At 53.1% G+C, this 17,768-nt stretch carries 20 protein-coding genes; 18 read left to right on the top strand and 2 right to left on the bottom strand.

The annotated features are described in order from the left end of the window. The first annotated feature begins 42 nt into the window (after nt 1–42). The 3 genes from LOK74_RS07705 to LOK74_RS07715 all read left to right on the top strand — a co-directional run bounded on the left by LOK74_RS07705 (nt 43) and on the right by LOK74_RS07715 (nt 2,775). The gene (locus tag LOK74_RS07705) at nt 43–1,332 is read left to right on the top strand and encodes an NAD(P)H-dependent oxidoreductase (RefSeq protein ID WP_230046055.1); all 1,290 of its coding nucleotides are present in this window, start codon (nt 43–45) and stop codon (nt 1,330–1,332) included. A gap of 140 nt (nt 1,333–1,472) precedes the next feature. Further along, nucleotides 1,473–2,441, top strand: a complete 969-nt coding sequence (locus LOK74_RS07710; protein ID WP_230046056.1) for a sugar-binding transcriptional regulator — start codon at nt 1,473–1,475, stop codon at nt 2,439–2,441. Continuing rightward, nucleotides 2,434–2,775 (top strand): hypothetical protein, encoded by a 342-nt coding sequence (locus LOK74_RS07715; RefSeq protein ID WP_230046057.1) that lies wholly within the window; start codon nt 2,434–2,436, stop codon nt 2,773–2,775. The genes LOK74_RS07710 and LOK74_RS07715 overlap by 8 nt, the downstream gene beginning before the upstream one ends. A gap of 82 nt (nt 2,776–2,857) precedes the next feature. On the opposite strand, the gene LOK74_RS07720 is transcribed toward LOK74_RS07715, so the two are convergent. After that, on the bottom strand, nt 2,858–4,084 hold the full coding sequence (locus tag LOK74_RS07720) for an S-layer homology domain-containing protein (protein ID WP_230046058.1): 1,227 nt from the start codon (nt 4,082–4,084) through the stop codon (nt 2,858–2,860). Nucleotides 4,085–4,301: 217 nt separating this feature from the next. Here LOK74_RS07720 and LOK74_RS07725 point away from each other — a divergent pair, with 217 nt between their 5' ends. The 4 genes from LOK74_RS07725 (at nt 4,302) to LOK74_RS07740 (ending at nt 6,301) form a co-directional block, all read left to right on the top strand. Further along, nucleotides 4,302–4,601, top strand: coding sequence for a hypothetical protein (locus LOK74_RS07725; RefSeq protein WP_230046059.1), 300 nt, complete (start codon nt 4,302–4,304; stop codon nt 4,599–4,601). A 200-nt stretch (nt 4,602–4,801) separates the two neighbouring features. Then, on the top strand, nt 4,802–5,197 hold the full coding sequence (locus tag LOK74_RS07730) for a hypothetical protein (RefSeq protein WP_230046060.1): 396 nt from the start codon (nt 4,802–4,804) through the stop codon (nt 5,195–5,197). 373 nt (nt 5,198–5,570) lie between these two features. Beyond that, complete coding sequence (locus tag LOK74_RS07735) at nt 5,571–5,915, top strand: hypothetical protein (RefSeq protein WP_230046061.1); 345 nt, start codon at nt 5,571–5,573, stop codon at nt 5,913–5,915. Between the two features lie 38 nt (nt 5,916–5,953). Further along, nucleotides 5,954–6,301, top strand: coding sequence for a hypothetical protein (locus tag LOK74_RS07740; RefSeq protein ID WP_230046062.1), 348 nt, complete (start codon nt 5,954–5,956; stop codon nt 6,299–6,301). Nucleotides 6,302–6,306: 5 nt separating this feature from the next. Here LOK74_RS07740 and LOK74_RS07745 read toward each other — a convergent pair whose 3' ends face one another. Then, complete coding sequence (locus LOK74_RS07745) at nt 6,307–7,071, bottom strand: TatD family hydrolase (RefSeq protein ID WP_230046063.1); 765 nt, start codon at nt 7,069–7,071, stop codon at nt 6,307–6,309. Nucleotides 7,072–7,129: 58 nt separating this feature from the next. On the opposite strand from LOK74_RS07745, the gene LOK74_RS07750 reads away from it, so the two are divergent. The 11 genes from LOK74_RS07750 to LOK74_RS07800 all read left to right on the top strand — a co-directional run bounded on the left by LOK74_RS07750 (nt 7,130) and on the right by LOK74_RS07800 (nt 17,757). Next, nucleotides 7,130–7,465, top strand: a complete 336-nt coding sequence (locus LOK74_RS07750; RefSeq protein ID WP_230046064.1) for a thioredoxin family protein — start codon at nt 7,130–7,132, stop codon at nt 7,463–7,465. Between the two features lie 36 nt (nt 7,466–7,501). Next, entirely contained in the window at nt 7,502–8,812 is a 1,311-nt protein-coding gene (locus tag LOK74_RS07755) for a sigma-54 interaction domain-containing protein (RefSeq protein ID WP_230046065.1), read from the top strand. Nucleotides 8,813–8,972: 160 nt separating this feature from the next. After that, nucleotides 8,973–10,046, top strand: a complete 1,074-nt coding sequence (locus tag LOK74_RS07760) for a tartrate dehydrogenase (RefSeq protein WP_230046066.1) — start codon at nt 8,973–8,975, stop codon at nt 10,044–10,046. 16 nt (nt 10,047–10,062) lie between these two features. Beyond that, nucleotides 10,063–11,493, top strand: coding sequence for an aldehyde dehydrogenase family protein (locus tag LOK74_RS07765; protein WP_230046067.1), 1,431 nt, complete (start codon nt 10,063–10,065; stop codon nt 11,491–11,493). A 13-nt stretch (nt 11,494–11,506) separates the two neighbouring features. Further along, the gene (locus LOK74_RS07770) at nt 11,507–12,265 is read left to right on the top strand and encodes an SDR family NAD(P)-dependent oxidoreductase (RefSeq protein ID WP_230046068.1); all 759 of its coding nucleotides are present in this window, start codon (nt 11,507–11,509) and stop codon (nt 12,263–12,265) included. Between the two features lie 97 nt (nt 12,266–12,362). Next, complete coding sequence (locus tag LOK74_RS07775; protein ID WP_230046069.1) at nt 12,363–13,232, top strand: energy-coupling factor transporter ATPase; 870 nt, start codon at nt 12,363–12,365, stop codon at nt 13,230–13,232. After that, nucleotides 13,229–14,098, top strand: a complete 870-nt coding sequence (locus LOK74_RS07780; RefSeq protein ID WP_230046070.1) for an energy-coupling factor transporter ATPase — start codon at nt 13,229–13,231, stop codon at nt 14,096–14,098. The genes LOK74_RS07775 and LOK74_RS07780 overlap by 4 nt, the downstream gene beginning before the upstream one ends. Before the next feature lie 5 nt (nt 14,099–14,103). Next, nucleotides 14,104–14,946, top strand: a complete 843-nt coding sequence (locus tag LOK74_RS07785) for an energy-coupling factor transporter transmembrane component T family protein (RefSeq protein WP_230046071.1) — start codon at nt 14,104–14,106, stop codon at nt 14,944–14,946. A gap of 60 nt (nt 14,947–15,006) precedes the next feature. Then, entirely contained in the window at nt 15,007–15,561 is a 555-nt protein-coding gene (locus LOK74_RS07790) for an ECF transporter S component (RefSeq protein ID WP_230046072.1), read from the top strand. Beyond that, nucleotides 15,561–16,556 carry a P1 family peptidase gene (locus LOK74_RS07795; protein WP_230046073.1) on the top strand — a complete coding sequence of 332 codons (996 nt, stop codon included), beginning with the start codon at nt 15,561–15,563 and terminating at the stop codon, nt 16,554–16,556. The genes LOK74_RS07790 and LOK74_RS07795 overlap by 1 nt, the downstream gene beginning before the upstream one ends. Next, nucleotides 16,546–17,757: a M20 family metallopeptidase gene (locus LOK74_RS07800; protein ID WP_420908740.1), complete on the top strand. Its 1,212-nt coding sequence runs from the start codon at nt 16,546–16,548 to the stop codon at nt 17,755–17,757. The genes LOK74_RS07795 and LOK74_RS07800 overlap by 11 nt, the downstream gene beginning before the upstream one ends. Nucleotides 17,758–17,768 lie beyond the last annotated feature (11 nt).

The following is a 17,768-nucleotide window of genomic DNA, read 5'->3' on the forward strand; positions in this document are numbered from 1 at the left end:
TGTGTCAACACCATACTGTGAGAAAAAGAGGGAGTGGAGAGCATGTTGGGATTAAATAGACGATTAAAGGCCCTTGCTGCAGAAGGAGGTTTGATTCGCGTCGGATTGATCGGGGCGGGACAGATGGGCCGAGGGCTGATATCCCAGATTGAAGGTATGTCCGGTATGAAAGTAGTGGCTACGGCAGATATTTTTCCGGAAAATGCGAAGCAGGCGTACGCCAAGGCGGGAGTTTCCCCTTCGCTGGTCAAAGAGACAGGGGATCGCGAGCAGGCTGACAAGGCCATTGCTGCGGGGCAGGTAATCGTTACCGATCAAGCGGAGATGATCGCCCATCTGGACCAGGTGGATGTGATCGTCGATGCGACCGGGATTCCCGATGTGGGGGCGCAAATCGCTTGGCAGGCGATTATGAGCAAAAAACATATTGTTATGCTAAATGTAGAGGCCGATGTGACGGTGGGCCCCCTCCTGCACAAACTGGCATCATCTGCTGGAGTGGTCTATACCGGCTCTGCGGGAGATGAACCAGGTGCGGTGATGGAATTGTACGACTTTGCAGATGCGCTGGGATTTGAGGTTGTTGCCCTCGGCAAGGGGAAAAACAATCCGCTCAATCTGGCGGCCAATCCCGACTCTGCTCGAGAGGAAGCGCAGCTAAAGGGAGCAAGCCCGAAAATGCTGGCTTCATTCCAGGATGGAACGAAAACGATGGTTGAGATGACTGCTGTGGCTAATGCGACCGGTTTCCTCCCTGATGTTCCCGGGATGCACGGTCCAAAAGCCAAGCTGGCTGAACTCCCAACACTGTTTTCCTTGCAGGAGCATGGCGGGCTACTAAAGCAGAAGCAGATTGTCGATTATGTGGATGGTGTAGCTCCCGGTGTATTTGCGATCATTACCACCGACAAACCGGAAGTACACGCCGAGATGAAGTATCTGAAGATGGGGAACGGTCCACACTATGTGCTGTATCGCCCTTACCATCTGACCAGCTTGGAAACGCCGCTGACCATCGCCCGAGCATTTTTTGACCGACAGCCAACCATTGCTCCGTACCATGGCTTGACTGCTGAAACAGTGGCGGTAGCCAAGCAATCTCTCGCTGCTGGGGAAGCATTAGACGGCATTGGCGGCTTTACCGCCTACGGACGGATCGTCAGCGCCGAGGAGAAACAGAAGCAAAATGCTTTGCCGATCGGCCTGATTGGCCCGCATGTGCGACTCAAACGGTCAGTAGAACAGGGAGCGATCATTACCTACGATGACATCGAGTTTACCGATCAGCCGTTTATCGTGACTCTTCGCGAACTGCTCGACCGTGGGATGTAACACGCTTAATGGAGGAAGACAGCTGCTGTCTTCCTTTTGCTTCTTGTATGGATTGACGCCGCCCAAGCGGTTATATCTGCCCTGGCCTGCCATTTATTTGCTATAATAGATGGAGAAATACATGGTGAAGAGGGATCGGAATGGATAGCTGGACAGAAAAAAGGGAACTGGTGCGAGTAGCCAAACTGTATTACATGAAGGGATTGACACAGGCCGATATCGCTAAGAAGATCGGGGTGTCCCGTCCGATTATCTCCAAGCTGCTGCAGCGGGCAAAAGAAATGGGAATCGTGGAGATCATCATCAAGGATGAGACGGTAAGTATGGTTGAATTGGAACAACAGTTGGAGAGCCGGTACTCGCTGGATGAAGCCATAGTCGTGCCAGTCGCGGAAGGGGATGGCCCGGAGCTGGTAAAACAGGTGGTGGCCAAGACTGCTGCTCTACATCTATCCAAACTGATCCGCGATGTAAAAAGGGTTGGCATCTCATGGGGAACAACGCTGTATCACCTCGTACAAGAGTTTCCCTACCATCGGGACACTGATGTGAAAGTGCTGCCACTGGTTGGTGGTATTGGCCGGAACCGGATTGAGATCCATGCTAATCAGTTGGCTTATGAGCTGTCAAAGAAGCTGGGCGGAACCTGTGAATTCCTGTATGCACCGGCCATCGCCGAGACGGTCGAACTAAAGCAGCAGCTGCTGGAATCGAGTGAGATACACGCTTTGCTGGATGAAGCAAGCAGAGTAGATTTGGCCGTAGTCGGGGTGGGCGTTCCGTACGAGTCTACGATGGTAGAGATGGGGTATCTAAAGAAAGCGGAGATTGAAGATTTGAAGCGATTCGGGGCAATCGGTGATATCAGCTCCCGATTTATCGATTACCGTGGTGAGGAGATCGATTTTCCGCTTAACAAACGGGTCATTGGGATTGATTTGGCCGACTTGCGGCGAATCCCTACCGTGATCGGGGTCGTCTCCGGGATCAACAAGGCGGAAGCGATCCGCGGCGTTCTAAATGGTGGGTATTTTCATAAGCTGGTGGTTGATGAACAGACGGCTAAAGAACTGATCCATGCTGATCACGGAGGTGCCTGCCATGATTGAGAACAAGTTTGAGACAGAACTGTACTGCATCGATTGTTTGGGACAGTCGCTTCATACCGTCGTCTATGTCAACGACGTGCTGTACAAAGTAACGTGCGAGAGCTGCGGCAAGGAACACGTGATCAAACCAGACCTGCCGAAAGAAATCTACGTTCGCTACGTGGACCGGATTCTCTCCAAGCCGAAGCGAATCACCAAGGAGTTTCGCGAGGATCTGAGCCACTTTCTCTCTTCCCTGCCGTTTCGACTGTTGAGCAAACCGTATCGCACCTACAACGAACTGCGCGGGATCTTTCGCTACGTGCATAAGCAGTCGGCCCGAAAAGAAAAGTGACGAGGGGACATCGCAGCATCCTGATCAGAAGGTACATGAAAAGACCGTTTCCCGATCTGTAGCGGAAAACGGTCTTTTGTCATTAGTTCAATACTCTGAACGAGAAGTTGTCGAAATAGGTGATTTCGCGGGGCAGATCTTCCGTTGCTTCTTTTTTCAGATACAGTCCCAGCGAGGTGTTGTCAATCGATTGGTTCTGCAGACCAAACATAAACTTGTCGTTCAGATAGATTCCGTAGGCATTGCCGTCGACGACAATTCGCAGTTGATTGGTCGTCTTTAGATCGTAATCGACACTAGCGATGGTGGTTGTATCGTCTTCCTCGGGATCTTCCACCTTCTCCACCAGCAGCTTATCTTCCTCGACGGAGACCGCAATCGCTTTGCCGTCCTTACCGTTGAAGAATAGCCCGCCGTGCCCATCTGACCTGTCTGCGATCACGTCAACCTTGATCTCGTACTTTTTCGGCTTGCTCTTTTCATCCCAGATCAGCGGTAGAAAGTAGTGGTCCAGATCGGAGTCGCTGGAATAAGCAGTGACACGATTGTTAATCACTTTCCAAGTGGCAGTTGCTTCCCGCTCGTCCCAGTGGTCCAGATCGTCTTTGGAGAACGAATCACTGACACTCTTCGGCAGTTCCGGCTCCTGAGGTTTCGGTTCGTCCGGGAAGACCACTTTGGTTTCGTCCAGCTTTGCACGGTAGATCAGCGAAGCTGCCTCAGCCCGAGTGATCGGGTGGAGCGGACGGAATGTGTTGTCTTCAAAGCCTTTGATCAATCCTGTCTCTACTGCGATGGCAATGAACGGGCGCAAGTTTTCCGAAATTCTCTGATCATCGCGGAAGCGGTTGATCTTGGACAGATCCGGGTCGGTTGTCCGGTCGTAGCCCTTCAAACGGACCAACGCTACGGCGATATCCTCCCGTAAGGCTTTCTCGTTTGGTTTGTACAGATAGGTAGAGCCGACCTTGTAACCGGTCAGGTACGGTTTGGCCAACTCGACGTAATAGAACGCCCAGTGACGACGATCCACGTCCTCAAAGGTTTGCTTCACTTTGTTAACGGACGTGATGTCAATCCCGGCTGCAGCGATCATGATTTTCGCAAACTCAGCGCGAGTAATGTGATTGTTGGGCCTAAACGTTCTGTCATTGTAGCCAGTGATAATCCCTTTGTCCGCCATTTCCATAATCGCTTCGTACGCCCAATGATTTCGAGGCACATCGCGGAAGGTGGTCTTGGCGGAAGCGACGGGAATCATGGTGAGTATCAGTAGCGTGCAGAGCAAAACGGAAAGTACTCTTTTCATATCGGCCTCCTTGTTTCTGATGTGATTTCGCTCTATATGACGCTGCATATTAGAGGAAGGTTGCACGTTCAATGGAGGATTGAGCAAAAATCCTACTTCAGGCATGGGGCCGCTTTCCCGGGAAAGCGCAGGAATTGACAAGATGTTTGTCTGGACGACAACGGTTTGACGTACATTGACGTGAAGATGATGTTTCCTGGCGTACAGCTCGTAATTGGTGGCCGAATCGGTACAAGAAACGACGTCAGAATCCAAGCTGGTAAATCCCAAAAACCAATTATTTGAACGTGCAAAAAAAGGGATAACCGATTTACAAAATGATGGAACTATTTCCGCAACACTCAGAGCATCAAAAGATAAAGTAAGTGAAGCAGGAACGATTTCTACGACCCAATTATTAAGAGTTACTGAAACAAAGGGGAACAAGACGGAAGGATATGCGACAACCGTATTTGCTAGCGTTCCCTTCAGTGAATTGGATGAAGAAGGTTCCGATTTGCCAGTTGGGAACCTATAGCTGATGTTCCGCCGTCTCAAAATGGTGTTACGTCAACTGTCACAGTTCAACGCGGAACAGATTCGTGGGGATTGATAATAGTCAACATAATACAAAATTGGCAAATAATTTAGCGGAATTTTTGGTGTATACTGAACCATAGGTGGTGACCACACTTATGGTTCATCTACTTTATTGACCAGCGAGCGGGAGATGAGCATATGAAAAGATTGGTTTGGCTGCTGTTAGGAATAGCGCTTGTCATAGGTATATTTTTCATCATGGATAATATCGTTAAAGTCAATTACATGTCATTTGCAGGTAAAAGCAAGAATTGGGAAGCAACCATCATTATAAGTCAACAAAATCAAAAAAGTGAAAACAAAAAACTTACCCTAAAATATATTGGTTCAGAGTCCATAAGCGAAGTGGAGTATCAAGCTTCGGATTTAAGTGGTCAGATGTCCGGAACCGAAGAGTTAGATAAGAAAACAAAGCAGATTATCAAAGAATCAAGGTGCTCTGGTTGCATGATGACAGACGGAAATCAAACGATTGGACTCAAAATAAAATGGAACGAAAAGGAAGAGTTCATCATCCTACATCCCGTTTCATAAGAAGTTCATTTGCGTGCAAGTACAATTTAGGCTTAGTACAGAGTCACTAGCGTTGCATAAAATATCTACACCACAATTTGCAAATAATTCTGAAATATATTTTGTTAGCTGAACTTTAAACTTCCCTTGGTTTCATAAGGATTTCAACCTTCTCGGATCGAATGAAAGTACAAGGAAAATGACGATTTCCTGCCAATATTCGTGCACGTGGGAGAGAGAAGCTATGTACCAGACATGAAGGCATGCCAAAATATTGGTAAAATGAGAACAATCCGACTGTCCCTCTGCTCAAAAGACAGTAGGGGCGCTCGTGCATAGACTGGGGCAGCCGCAGAGCTGGCTGTACTTTTTCAACGAAAGGAAGGACAGAGACGTGGATATTCAAGTGATTGAGGTGGAACTGCAGCGCAGACAGGATGCAGAATTGGCCAAGGCCCATGAGTGGATCATCAAGCTGGAGGAGAAAAAAGAGACGGAGTGTTACTGTCGGCGATCCGCTTATTCGGAGATGGAGATGTGGTTAGATCTGTCGCACAAACGCGATGCTCACCTCACAGCGGAGACGGTTATTGCGGAATTGGATCGCCGCGCGGTTCAGTTTCAAAAAGAAGCGGAAAAATACTATGCTTGGAAGACGGAATCAACCGGTGACGAGTATCGTTGGCAGGCGGAAGCACTAAAAGAGATGAGCGAATGGATCAGGTCGACGGCTTCATAATGCCGCTCTCCATGGGATGGACGACCAGGAAGTAGAGGATGAGAAAAGTGGACCCAGCTAAAAAGTCAAAAATCGTCGTGCTAGCCTTTCTTGTTTTTGCCATCGTCATCGGTGTATCCGCCTTTTTTGGAGGACGAGACATAAGAGCCGTACACCAGCAGGAGATCGAGCGTAACATAGCTGCGCTTGGCGGACAGTTGGTACAGGTGGACGTGGTTAGTCCGGCTCAAAGCCCGTTTCGTGAGAGCGGCAAAGGGAACACGATCTACAAGGTTGTCTATCGCACGGTTGATGGGACGAAAACCGCCTGGTATCGAGCGGACAACCAAAGCTCGATTATCAAGTACGAAGAAGCATGGCGATTTGAGGATGGACAGCGAGAGTAGCACCTTCAGGACAGCAATCGACGCGTATTTTCTGTGCACTGCCTGATCAATTGCTCTGGCGGTACCCCTTTAAGAAATGCGGTCGTCTTCGCTGCCGCAAATAGCATCATCGGACTGGTCGCTTGCCCGGTGAATGGTCCGGAAAAGGGCCATGGCCCGTCCGTCTCCAGCATCAGCTGCTCAAGCGGGATTTGTCGGGCCAGCCTCTGATCGCGTTCGCGGTAGCAAACCTCTGGTGTCAGGGAGAGGTAAAAGCCTGCAGCCACAATCTCAGCGACCACCGCTTTCGGTGCCTTTAACCAGTGAAAGTGGGCCTTTATGCCGGGGTGTCGCTGGAGGCAGTCAAGAGCAAGGGCAGCTTTGTCATGGACGGCATGCAGCAGCAAGGGAAGGCACAGTTCACGGCCAAGCGCCGCATAGCGATCAAGCAGTTCCTGCTGATGCAAAAGCGCCGAAGACGGGAGGTGGGACAGTTCGTAGTGCGGCAGTCCTACCTCTCCAATCGCGGCTAGCCGATGCCGCTCCTGGCGTATGAGGCTGAGCAGTTCATCCAGTTCCGTCTCGTCTGGAGGAAGTTGCTCCGGATGGAAACCGATCGCTGCACGGACGAAATCGGGAAACCTCGTTTGCAGCTCCAGTGTTCGGTAAGAGGAAGGAAGATTGGTGGAGACAGCGATTACATACTCCACCCCGGCTGCTCGCCACTGTTCGATCAGCGATTCGATATGTTCGTCTGGATACTGTTCCAGATGGATATGGGCATCAATCACAGTCTCATCCTCTCACTTTCATCATCGTCATCTTCGACAGGAAAAGGGGGTACCTTTCTTGGAAGAGCTTGAAGCAGGCATACCCGAATGGGATCAAGGTCAGATTGAACGGGCGCTGGAGCATGGGGAATCCTTTGCCCTGTTTTTATATACGCCGCTGTGCGGTACCTGTCAATTGGCCAAGCGAATGGTGGCCGTTGCCGCCAAGATCTGCTCCCCTGTCTCCCCCTATACTGCCAATCTTAACCTGATGCCTGCGCTCGCTCAAGCGTTGAGAATTGAAAGTGTACCGTGCCTGATGATCGTCCGGCAGGGAGAAATCGTGAGCAAAGAGTATGCGATGCGTTCAGTTGATCATCTATGTCGGCAGCTTGGCCTGCTCATGGACAAATAGAAAACCGTACGGATGAACGGGGCGGTGAATGGCGAGATGAATGGAATCCAGACCTATATGCAGGCGATTCTTGATGCCTCCCACGACGGGATTATTGCCATAGACAAAGATGCTGTGATCACATTGGTGAACAGAAACGCGATCGAGATCCTTGGGCTGCCCGAGGGGATTGTTGGGGAGAAGATTACGACCTATATTCCCAATTCTGACATGCTGCGGATCCTGGCTAGCGGCAAGAAGGAGCTTGGCGACATCGCAACGATCCTGAACCGGCAGATTATCATTAATCGACTGCCTATTATTCTCCACGACCAGATCGTCGGGGCGGTCTCCACTTTTAAAGAGATCACCGATATTCAGAAGATGGAATTGCGGATTCGCAAGAAGTTTACGGAGAGTGGCCTGGAAGCGAAGTACCGGTTGGAACAAATCGTCGGACGATCCAAGGCAATCACAGAGATCAGGCAGCTTGCCGAACAGTTCGGCAAAACAGATGCAACGGTACTGATCCTGGGAGAGTCCGGTACCGGAAAAGAGCTGTTTGCCCAAGGGATTCACCTGATCAGCGGTCGTTCCTCCGGCCCATTTGTGGCGGTCAACTGCGCGGCTTTGCCGGGAAACTTGCTGGAGAGTGAATTATTCGGCTACGAGGAAGGGGCGTTTACGGGGGCGAAAAAAGGAGGCAAGTCTGGATTATTTGAATTGGCACATGGAGGGACCCTGTTTCTCGACGAGATCGGCGAGATGTCCTTGCCGATTCAAACCATGCTGCTGCGCGTTCTGCAGGAAAAGAAGGTGCGCAGAATCGGCGGTGAAAAGCTGATCCCGGTCGATGTCCGGATTGTCGCGGCAACCAATCTGGATTTGGAACAGTTAATCCGACAACATCAGTTTCGCTCCGATCTCTACTACCGGATCAACGTGCTGACACTGGAGCTGCCTCCACTCCGTGATCGCTTGGAAGATATACCGGCGTTAACCTGCTCGATCATAGAGGAGGTAAGTCAACGGATTGACAAGCAGATCTGCGGTGTGGATCCGACCATCTATCAGGTGTTTCAGCAATACGAATGGCCGGGCAATGTACGGGAATTGCGCAATGTCGTAGAGCGAATGGTGCTGCTTGCGCAGGATCGGTATCTGGGAAGCGGGGATGTTGCTTTTTTTCGCAAAAAGCTTAACCAGCATAGGGTAACTGCCGCTGTGATGGAATCGTGGGAAGAGACAGAGCGCTCGCTGATCCTCTCTACTTTGCGCCAGACCAATGGCAACAAGGGAGAAGCGGCCAAACGGCTGGGCATGGATCGAACAACCCTTTGGCGCAAACTGAAAAAATATCAACCGTAGCGTTGCGTGTTGCAAGCGGAATGTTGCAGTTTGCAACAAAAATGCTTCACGTCAGTCGGATTGATGGAGCCATACCCCTGTTGTTGTCGTAATATTCTGATTTGGCATAAAGCTTGCTTTTGTGAGGGGGTGACTCTTTCACAAAGGGGAGCCGTGAGACATGAATCATTATGCCATTGCCGTGATTGCCGGAGATGGAATCGGTCCGGAGGTGATGAGGGAAGGACTGCGTGTGCTTCGTACGATCGAACAGCTGCACGGTGGAATTCGGTTTGAGACATCTGCATTTGACTGGAATTGTCTTCACTACCAGCGCCATGGCGTGATGATGCCAAAAGACGGATTAGAAATCCTGCAGGGCTTTGACGCGATTCTGCTCGGAGCAATCGGGTCGCCTGATGTTCCTGATCACATCTCGGTCTGGGAGTTGATCCTGCCGATCCGCCGGACGTTTCAGCAGTACGTCAATCTTCGCCCGATCAAGCTGCTGCGTGGCCTTGTCAGCCCGCTTCGCGAAAAGGGACATGATCAGTTGGATTTTGTTGTGGTACGGGAAAATACCGAAGGAGAATACGCCGATATGGGAGGAAGGCTGCACAGCGGAACGCCGTATGAACTGGCCATTCAGAACAGTGTATTTACCCGCTATGGCATTGAACGCGTCGTTCGCTACGCTTACTCGCTGGCAGCAACAACCGGCAAACGGCGGCTGGCAGCCGCAACCAAATCGAACGGCATCAACCACTCGATGCCCTTCTGGGATGAGGTGGTACACGAACTGAGCCGAGATTATCCGCAGATCGAGACCAGTCTGTTTCACATCGACGCTATGGCCGCCTATTTTGTCAATCGTCCGGAACAGTTTGATGTGGTTGTGGCAAGCAACTTGTTTGGCGACATTTTGACCGATCTCGGTGCTGCTGTCGTCGGCGGGTTGGGGTTGGCTCCATCTGGCAACATCAATCCAGAGAAGCGGTATCCCTCGATGTTTGAGCCGATTCACGGCTCGGCGCCCGATATCGCAGGTATAGGGATCGCCAATCCCATCGGGCAGATCTGGAGCATCAGCATGATGCTGGATCACCTCGGGCATCGCGAACTGGGTCGATACCTGCTGGACAGTATCGAGGCCGTCCTGCTGCAGGGCCAGGTGAGAACGCCCGATATCGGGGGCACAGCCACAACCCAAGAGATGGGCGAAGCCGTTGTTCGGCAGCTGCTGACCGATGCGTAATGGAGGGGAAAAGAAAATGGGAGAACCGATTTATGCTCTGTACATCAACGGGGAGTGGATGGCCACACAGGAAACGTTCCCGGTCTATCACAAGTACAATGGTCAACTGCTCGCTCGAGTTGCCAGAGCTGAGCAAGAGCATGTCCGCCAGGCTGTAACGGCAGCCAGGCGGAACTTTGAGCAAAGTGAACTGACGCCGTTTCAGCGGTCACAAATCCTGCAAAAAGCTGCAGAGATTGCGACGGAACGCAGAGATGAACTGGAGCTTTCACTAGCGAGAGAAGTGGGGAAGACGCGAAAAGACGCTGCCGGTGAATTGGATCGCGTCATCAATACACTCCGGCTGTCAGCAGAGGAAGCAACGCGGATCGCAGGCGAGATGGTCCCGCTGCACGCCACACCGGGTGCGGAAAATCGGATCGGATTCGCCATTCGCGTGCCGCGTGGAGTGATTGCCGCGATCACGCCGTTCAACTATCCACTGCTGCTCTCTACGCACAAAGTAGCTCCTGCGATTGCCGCCGGCAACACGGTAGTACTCAAACCGGCTTCCACTACGCCGCTTGCCTCTTACCAATTGGTAGAAATCCTCGAACAGGCAGGGTTGCCCAAAGGGCACGTAAACATTGTGACGGGAGCAGGCAGCGAGGTGGGTGATTGGCTGCTGGCTGATGAGCGGATCGCGATGTACACCTTTACGGGATCAGGCGAAGTAGGCAAACAGATCAAACAGCGGAGCGGTCTCCGTCCGGTGACGCTGGAGTTGGGCAACAATTCGCCCAATATCGTTCATCGCGATGCCGATCTGCAGCAGGCGGCGGCGATCATTGCACAGCGCAGCTTTCACAATGCCGGGCAAGCCTGCATCGCCGTGCAGCGCATCCTCGTCCAGGAAGAAGTGAGCGAGGACTTTACCGAAGCATACCTAGGTTGCGTCAGGCAACTGCGGGTCGGTGATCCGGAAGATCCCGCGACCGATATTGGGCCGATGATCAGCGAAAAGGAAGCTGTTCGTGCGGAAGCGTGGGTCAGAGAAGCACTGGCAGAGGGAGCGCGTCTGCTGTACGGCGGCAAGCGGGAAGGGGCGCTGCTGTACCCGACCGTGCTGGCAGACACTCGTCCGGAGATGAAAGTAAACGGTTTGGAAGTATTTGCGCCGGTGGTGACGATTCAGTCCTACCAGACGATCGAGCAGGCGTTTGCGATCGCCAACGATTCCGCATACGGCTTGCAGGCAGGGATTTTTACCCGTGACCTGGATCTGGCAATGCGTGCGGCGAGGAAACTGGAATACGGTGGGGTGATCGTCAATGACGTCTCCACCTATCGCAACGATGTGATGCCCTATGGGGGTGTGAAAAACAGCGGACTTGGCAAGGAAGGACCGCGCTATGCGATCGAAGAGATGACGGATCTGCGCATGGTGGTGCTAAACCTGAACGGATGAGGAGGAAAGAACAATGCTGTTGAGCGGTAAGGTGGCGATTGTGACCGGGAGTGGGTCAGGGATGGGCAAAGCGATCGCCAGGCGATTTCGTGAACAGGGGGCACATCTGGTGATTGCCGATATCGATGCGGCAGCAGCGGAACAAACAGCGTCCGAGCTGAACGGGGAGGCATCCCCGGTCGCGGTAGATGTGGCGGATTATCAACAGGTGCAGCAAATGGTGGAACAAGCCGCTTCCAGGTATGGACAGATCGACATCCTCGTCAATAGCGCTGGTGTACCAATGGCGTTTACACCCATCGAGGACGTGACTGATTCACAATGGGTTCGGATCATGAATGTCAACGTAAAATCGATCTACCTCACCTGCAAACATGTGGTGCCCTGGATGAAGCAGCGAGGAAGCGGCGCCATCATCAACATCGCTTCCATCGCCGGTATTCGCGCCAGACCCGGACTAAACGCCTACTGTGCCTCCAAAGGGGCTGCGATCATGTTGACCAGGGCGCTGGCATTGGAGCTGGCACCTCACCAGATCAGGGTAAATGCGGTAAATCCTGGTCCAGCCGACACACCGATGCTTGGCAAGTTTCTCAGCGGCGATGCAGAGCAAGTAGAACGGCAAACCAAAGAAATCTTCCTTAACAGCGTTCCGCTCGGTCGCCTGGTGGAACCGGAAAACATCGCGGAAGCATGCCTGTACCTGGCGAGCGATCTCGCATCGATGGTGACAGGCGAAGTGCTGAATGTGGACGGAGGGAGAGGAATCTAGGCTCACAGGATCGAAACAAATAAAACCCGTGTGCGTGTGTACATGCAGCGAGCGGTCACATCCATCCAATTGCAATACGAGAGAAAGGAGGGAGTGGATGACACAAGAACCGCTAATTCGCGTAGACAACGTCTCCTTTGCCTACCGAATCAACCAGTCCACCAGCATTCCCGTGCTGCGCAACGTTTCGTTTTCGGTGATGTCGGGCGAGTATGTGGCGATTATCGGCCACAATGGCTCTGGTAAATCAACCCTCTCCAAAATGTTAAACGGTATTCTAGTGCCGGAGACGGGTGATGTCTGGGTGAGTGGAATGAACACCAGGGAGAAAGCACTTCATCGACAGATTCGACAGTGTGTAGGCATGGTGTTTCAACATCCGGACAACCAGATCGTAGCCACGATTGTCGAAGACGATATCGCTTTCGGATTGGAGAATATCGGTGTCCCGCCGGACGAGATGAAGCTGAGGGTAGACGAGGCCCTGCAGGCGGTGGGGATGAGCAGCTTCCGTGACCGTCCGCCGCACCATCTGTCAGGTGGACAGAAACAACGTGTTGCGATAGCTGGAATACTAGCCATGAAGCCTAGCTGTATCGTCCTTGACGAAGCAACGAGCATGTTGGATTCCTATGGACGAAAGGAGATTCTCGCCGTAGTCGGCAAGATGCGTCGGGAAGGGATGACCATTGTGACGGTCACTCACCATATGTCGGAAGTGGCTGAGGCGGATCGAGTGATCGTGTTGGAAGAAGGAGAGATCGTCCTGGAGGGAACTCCACGCGAGGTATTCCGCCAGCATCAGAAACTGCAGGAGTTGCATCTTGATGTGCCGCAGGCAAGCCAGCTTGCCCTGCGCATACACGAACTGTACCCGGCGTTCCAACGTGATCTGATACAGAATCAGGAAATCATCGAGGAGGTTGAACGGCACAAACTGCGGCAGGTGGAGGTGAGCGGAAGATGAGTCAATCGATCCTGCAAGTGACAGATCTGCATCACACCTACATGAAAGGAACCCCGCTCGAACATCAGGCGCTCACAGGGGTAAACATGGCAGTGAATCGAGGGGAATGCGTCGCCATCATTGGGCATACCGGTTCGGGCAAATCGACGCTGATCCAACATTTTAACGGGCTCTCACTCCCTCAGTCCGGACAGGTGATCGTGGATGGTGTCGACCTGTCCCAACCCAACCTGCGGGTAAAAGAACTGCGGCAGAAGGTAGGGCTTGTGTTTCAAAACCCTGAAGATCAGATCTTTGAGAAACTGGTCGGAGACGACGTCGCCTATGGACCGTTGAAGATGGGACTTTCGCTAAAAGAGGCGGCACAGCGAGTCCGCTGGGCCATGGAACTGGTCGGTCTCTCGTTTGACGAGATGAAAGATCGGGCAACCTTTGCTTTAAGCGGCGGGCAAAAGCGGAAAGTAGCCTTGGCTGGCGTGTTGGCACTGAAGCCCACTATTCTGGTATTGGATGAACCGACAGCTGGACTGGACCCGAGGTCGCGTAAAGATCTGCTGGTGCGAATCCAACGCTTGAACAGAGAGGAACAACTGACTGTGATCTTCGTCACGCACAACATGGAGGAGGTGGCGCTGCTGGCCGACCGGGTCTATGTGATGGCAGGGGGCAGAGATGTATATCACGGCACACCGCAGGAAGTTTTCAGCAACCAGGCACTTTTGACCGGACACCAGATCGGAACCCCGGAGACAGTGGAGATTCTGCACGCCCTGCATAGCCGCGGGTATCCAGTCAATACCGGAGCGTTTGAGGTGGAGGAGGCGGCCTATGAAATCCTGCAGCTCCTACCAACCGGCAGGAGGTGAGCACCATGTCGTCCGAGTTTGAATTGACCCGCAACATAACGATTGGCCAGTACCTGCCGACCGGTTCTCTCATTCATCGTCTGGACCCGCGATTCAAACTGGCCGTATTTACGATCTTGGTGATTGCAATCGCGATCTGCAGCACCTATCTGGGAAACCTGGTAGCGCTTTGCTTTTGCATCTGGTTGTTCCATCTGGCCAAGATTCCGCTGTCGTACGGTATTTCCGGGATTAAGCCTGCTATCCCATTTATCATCATCCTGGCTGTGCTGCAGCTGCTGTTTTACGGGGAGATTGCATCAGGTGGAACCGTCTATTTTGAATACGGGATTGTCAAAATCACCAGCGACAGCATCAGACTGGTGGTCGTCTCCGCGATGCGGTTTGTGGAAGTCATCTTTATCTCCAGTGTCCTGACGCTGAGCACCTCTACTACTCAGCTGACCCACGGAATGGAGAGTTTGCTGCGCCCGTTGGAAAAAGTACGGTTCCCGGTACACTCCTTTTCGCTGGTGATTACGATCGCCATTCGCTTTGTGCCAACCTTTGCGATGGAGATGGAAAAAATGATGAAAGCGCAGGCCTCGCGCGGAGCGGAGTTTGGGACGGGGGAGTGGTGGCGGATCGTCAAACGGACCAAAGACATGTTCCCGCTGATCATCCCACTGTTTAATGTGGCCCTGTCTCGAGCGGAGGATTTGATCCTGGCCATGGAAGCTCGCTGTTACACTCCGGGAGGGGAGCGCAGCATCTACACCCACTACAAGGCACAGCGGATCGATTACCTGGTGCTCGTGTCCGGTGTGATCATCGCGCTGATCCTGCTGGCCGTGCCCTACCCGGCTTAGCCAGCAACCGAAAGTAATCTGCTGCTATTTCTGTCTAGCATAAATAAAGGAGGAATACAGATGGAAAGAGGGCTCACCGTTCGAAAAATTGTGATTGCGGGCGTACTGGGCGCAGTGGCGATTCTGCTTGGCGTGACCCGGCTTGGGTTTATCCCGGTGCCCACTGCGGCTGGTAATGCCACGATTCTGCACATCCCGGCTGTCATCGGAGGGATTATGGAGGGATGGGGCGTCGGTCTGATCATTGGTCTTATCTTTGGTGTCTCATCGTTTCTCAACGCGACCATTCCCCTGTTTAAAGATCCGCTGGTAGCTATTTTGCCCCGCTTGTTCATCGGGGTTGCCGCCTATTTCACCTATGTCGGTTTGAAACAGGTCAACCAGTATCTGGCGATCGGCGTCGCCGGATTTGTCGGCTCTATCACCAACACTGTGCTTGTCTTGTTGATGGCGGTCATTCGCGGCTATATGGCCCCAAGCGTCGCCGTGACGGTGGCAGTCACCAGCGGTCTGCCAGAAGCAATCGTCTCTGTGATTGTAACGTCAGCCGTGGTGGCAGCCTGGATGAAGATTGGAGCAGGTAGACAGAAATCGAAAATATCGGGTGAGTTGTAATGAAGCAGAAGCGAACGATTGTCGACGTGCCAGGAATCAAAGTAGGGCATGCCCAAAACGAACAGGTGCTGACTGGCTGTACGGTGGTCCTGGCGGGGGAGGGCGCGACAGCAGGAGTCGATGTGCGTGGCTCCGCTCCGGGAACGCGTGAGACCGACTTGCTGAGACCAGAGAACCTGGTTGAGCAGGTACATGCCATTTGTCTCTGCGGGGGAAGCGCATTTGGCCTGGATGCCTGTAGCGGTGTGATGCAGTATCTCGAGGAGCAAGCGATTGGTCTCGATGTGGGCGTGGCCCGTGTGCCAATCGTCTCGGGGGCAGTCCTGTTTGACCTGCCGGTCGGTGATGCGTCTGTGCGGCCTGATCGGCAGATGGGCTATCAGGCTGCAGCAGCGGCTAACTGCGATCCGGTTGCAGAAGGGAATGTAGGGGCTGGAACCGGGGCTTCTGTCGGCAAGCTGGCCGGTTTTGAACGGGCGATGAAAAGCGGCATCGGTTCCAGTTCGATCGCCCTGCCCAATGGACTAATCGTAGGGGCAATCGTCGCTGTCAATGCGGTCGGGGAAATACGGGACCCAATGACCAATCAACTGCTGGCTGGAGCACGGGATGACGATGGTAAGATCAAGGAAAGCCGAGCGTGGATGCTGGAACAGATTTCCATGCCGATTCCACCTGGAACCAACACGACGATAGCTGTCGTGGCCAGCAATGCCAATCTGAACAAGGCACAGGCCAACAAAGTGGCGCAGATGGCGCATGACGGCCTGGCCCGAACCATTCATCCTGTACACACGATGTACGACGGAGACACGATCTTCGCTCTCGCCACCGGTGGGGTTGACGCCAGCGTCGATCTGGTCGGATCGTTCTCGGCAGATGTGCTTGCAGAAGCGGTGGTGCGTGCGATCTGGGCGGCAGTGGCTGCCGGAGGCCTGCCGGCGTGCCGTGATCTACTTGACGAGCCGAAAGGATGGGATGGAGATGTCACTTGACCGTGTCGGATCATTTGTGGAGGAAGAGGAAGTGGTCAGACTGACGCAGCAGTTGATCCGCATCCCCAGCGTATATCGTCCCGGTGTTGCCGGCGGCAATGAAGAACGTGTCGCCCGCTACGTGGAAGCGCTTCTGCGCGACATGGGCCTGACTGTTTACTATGAGGAGGTTGTGCCTGGCCGTCCCAATGTGATCGCCTTTTACGATTCCGGCAGACCGGGCAAAACACTGCTGTTTGAAGGTCATACCGACGTAGTCACAGAGGGTGACACAGACCAGTGGAGTTACGATCCGTTTGGCGCGGCAATCGCCAACGGCCGCCTGTATGGTCGAGGCGCCTGTGACACCAAGGGGAATCTCGCCGCAGCGATTTGCGCGGTGAAGGCCATTCAACGGGCACAAAGCCCTTTTTGCGGCCGAATCTTATTATGCATCCCCTGCGATGAGGAAGGGATGATGATCGGGATCAAACACTTTATTGGGCGTGGCTGGGCCGATGGAGTAGATGGTGCGATTATTTGCGAACCAGAAGAAAATCAGCTTTGCATCACCCAGAAAGGAGCGATGCGGGCGATTGTGAAAACCTACGGCAAGATGGCGCACGGAGCGATGCCGTTGACCGGGATCAATCCCAATACGCGGATGGCGCGGCTGATCGTAGCGCTCGAACAACTGGAGCAGGCAGAAAAAGAGCGTATTGGCCAGCATCCGATGCTGGGCTGGCCCAGTATTACACCAACAGTCGTACAGGCGCCGGTAAAAGGAGAGGCGCAGCTCAACGTGATGCCGGATCAGTGTATGACGATGCTTGATATCCGCACCGTACCCGGACAGGATCACCAGGAGTTGCGACAGAAGATGGAAGCCATCTTGGACCAGTTGGCACAGGAAGATCGTGATTTTCGGGCTACTCTGGACGTAATAGAAGATCGCCCTTGGACACTAACGGCCAAGGACGATCCGATTGTACAGGCGGTGGCCGATTCATACCAAGCGATTACCGGGCGCAACCCGGTCTACAACGGTGTACCCGGTGCTACCGACGGAACGTTTCTCCATCAAGCGGGCATCCCTATCATCACAACGGGAGCCGGCGACCGTCACATCCCGCACCATGCCGACGAGTATGTCGATCTGGATCAGTTGGTTGAGACCACGCGATTGTATGCACGTTCCGCCGTTGCTTTTTTGGGGGCCTGATAAGGCCCCTC

The organism is Brevibacillus humidisoli (genome assembly GCF_020923435.1).
Taxonomy (GTDB): domain Bacteria; phylum Bacillota; class Bacilli; order Brevibacillales; family Brevibacillaceae; genus Brevibacillus_E; species Brevibacillus_E humidisoli.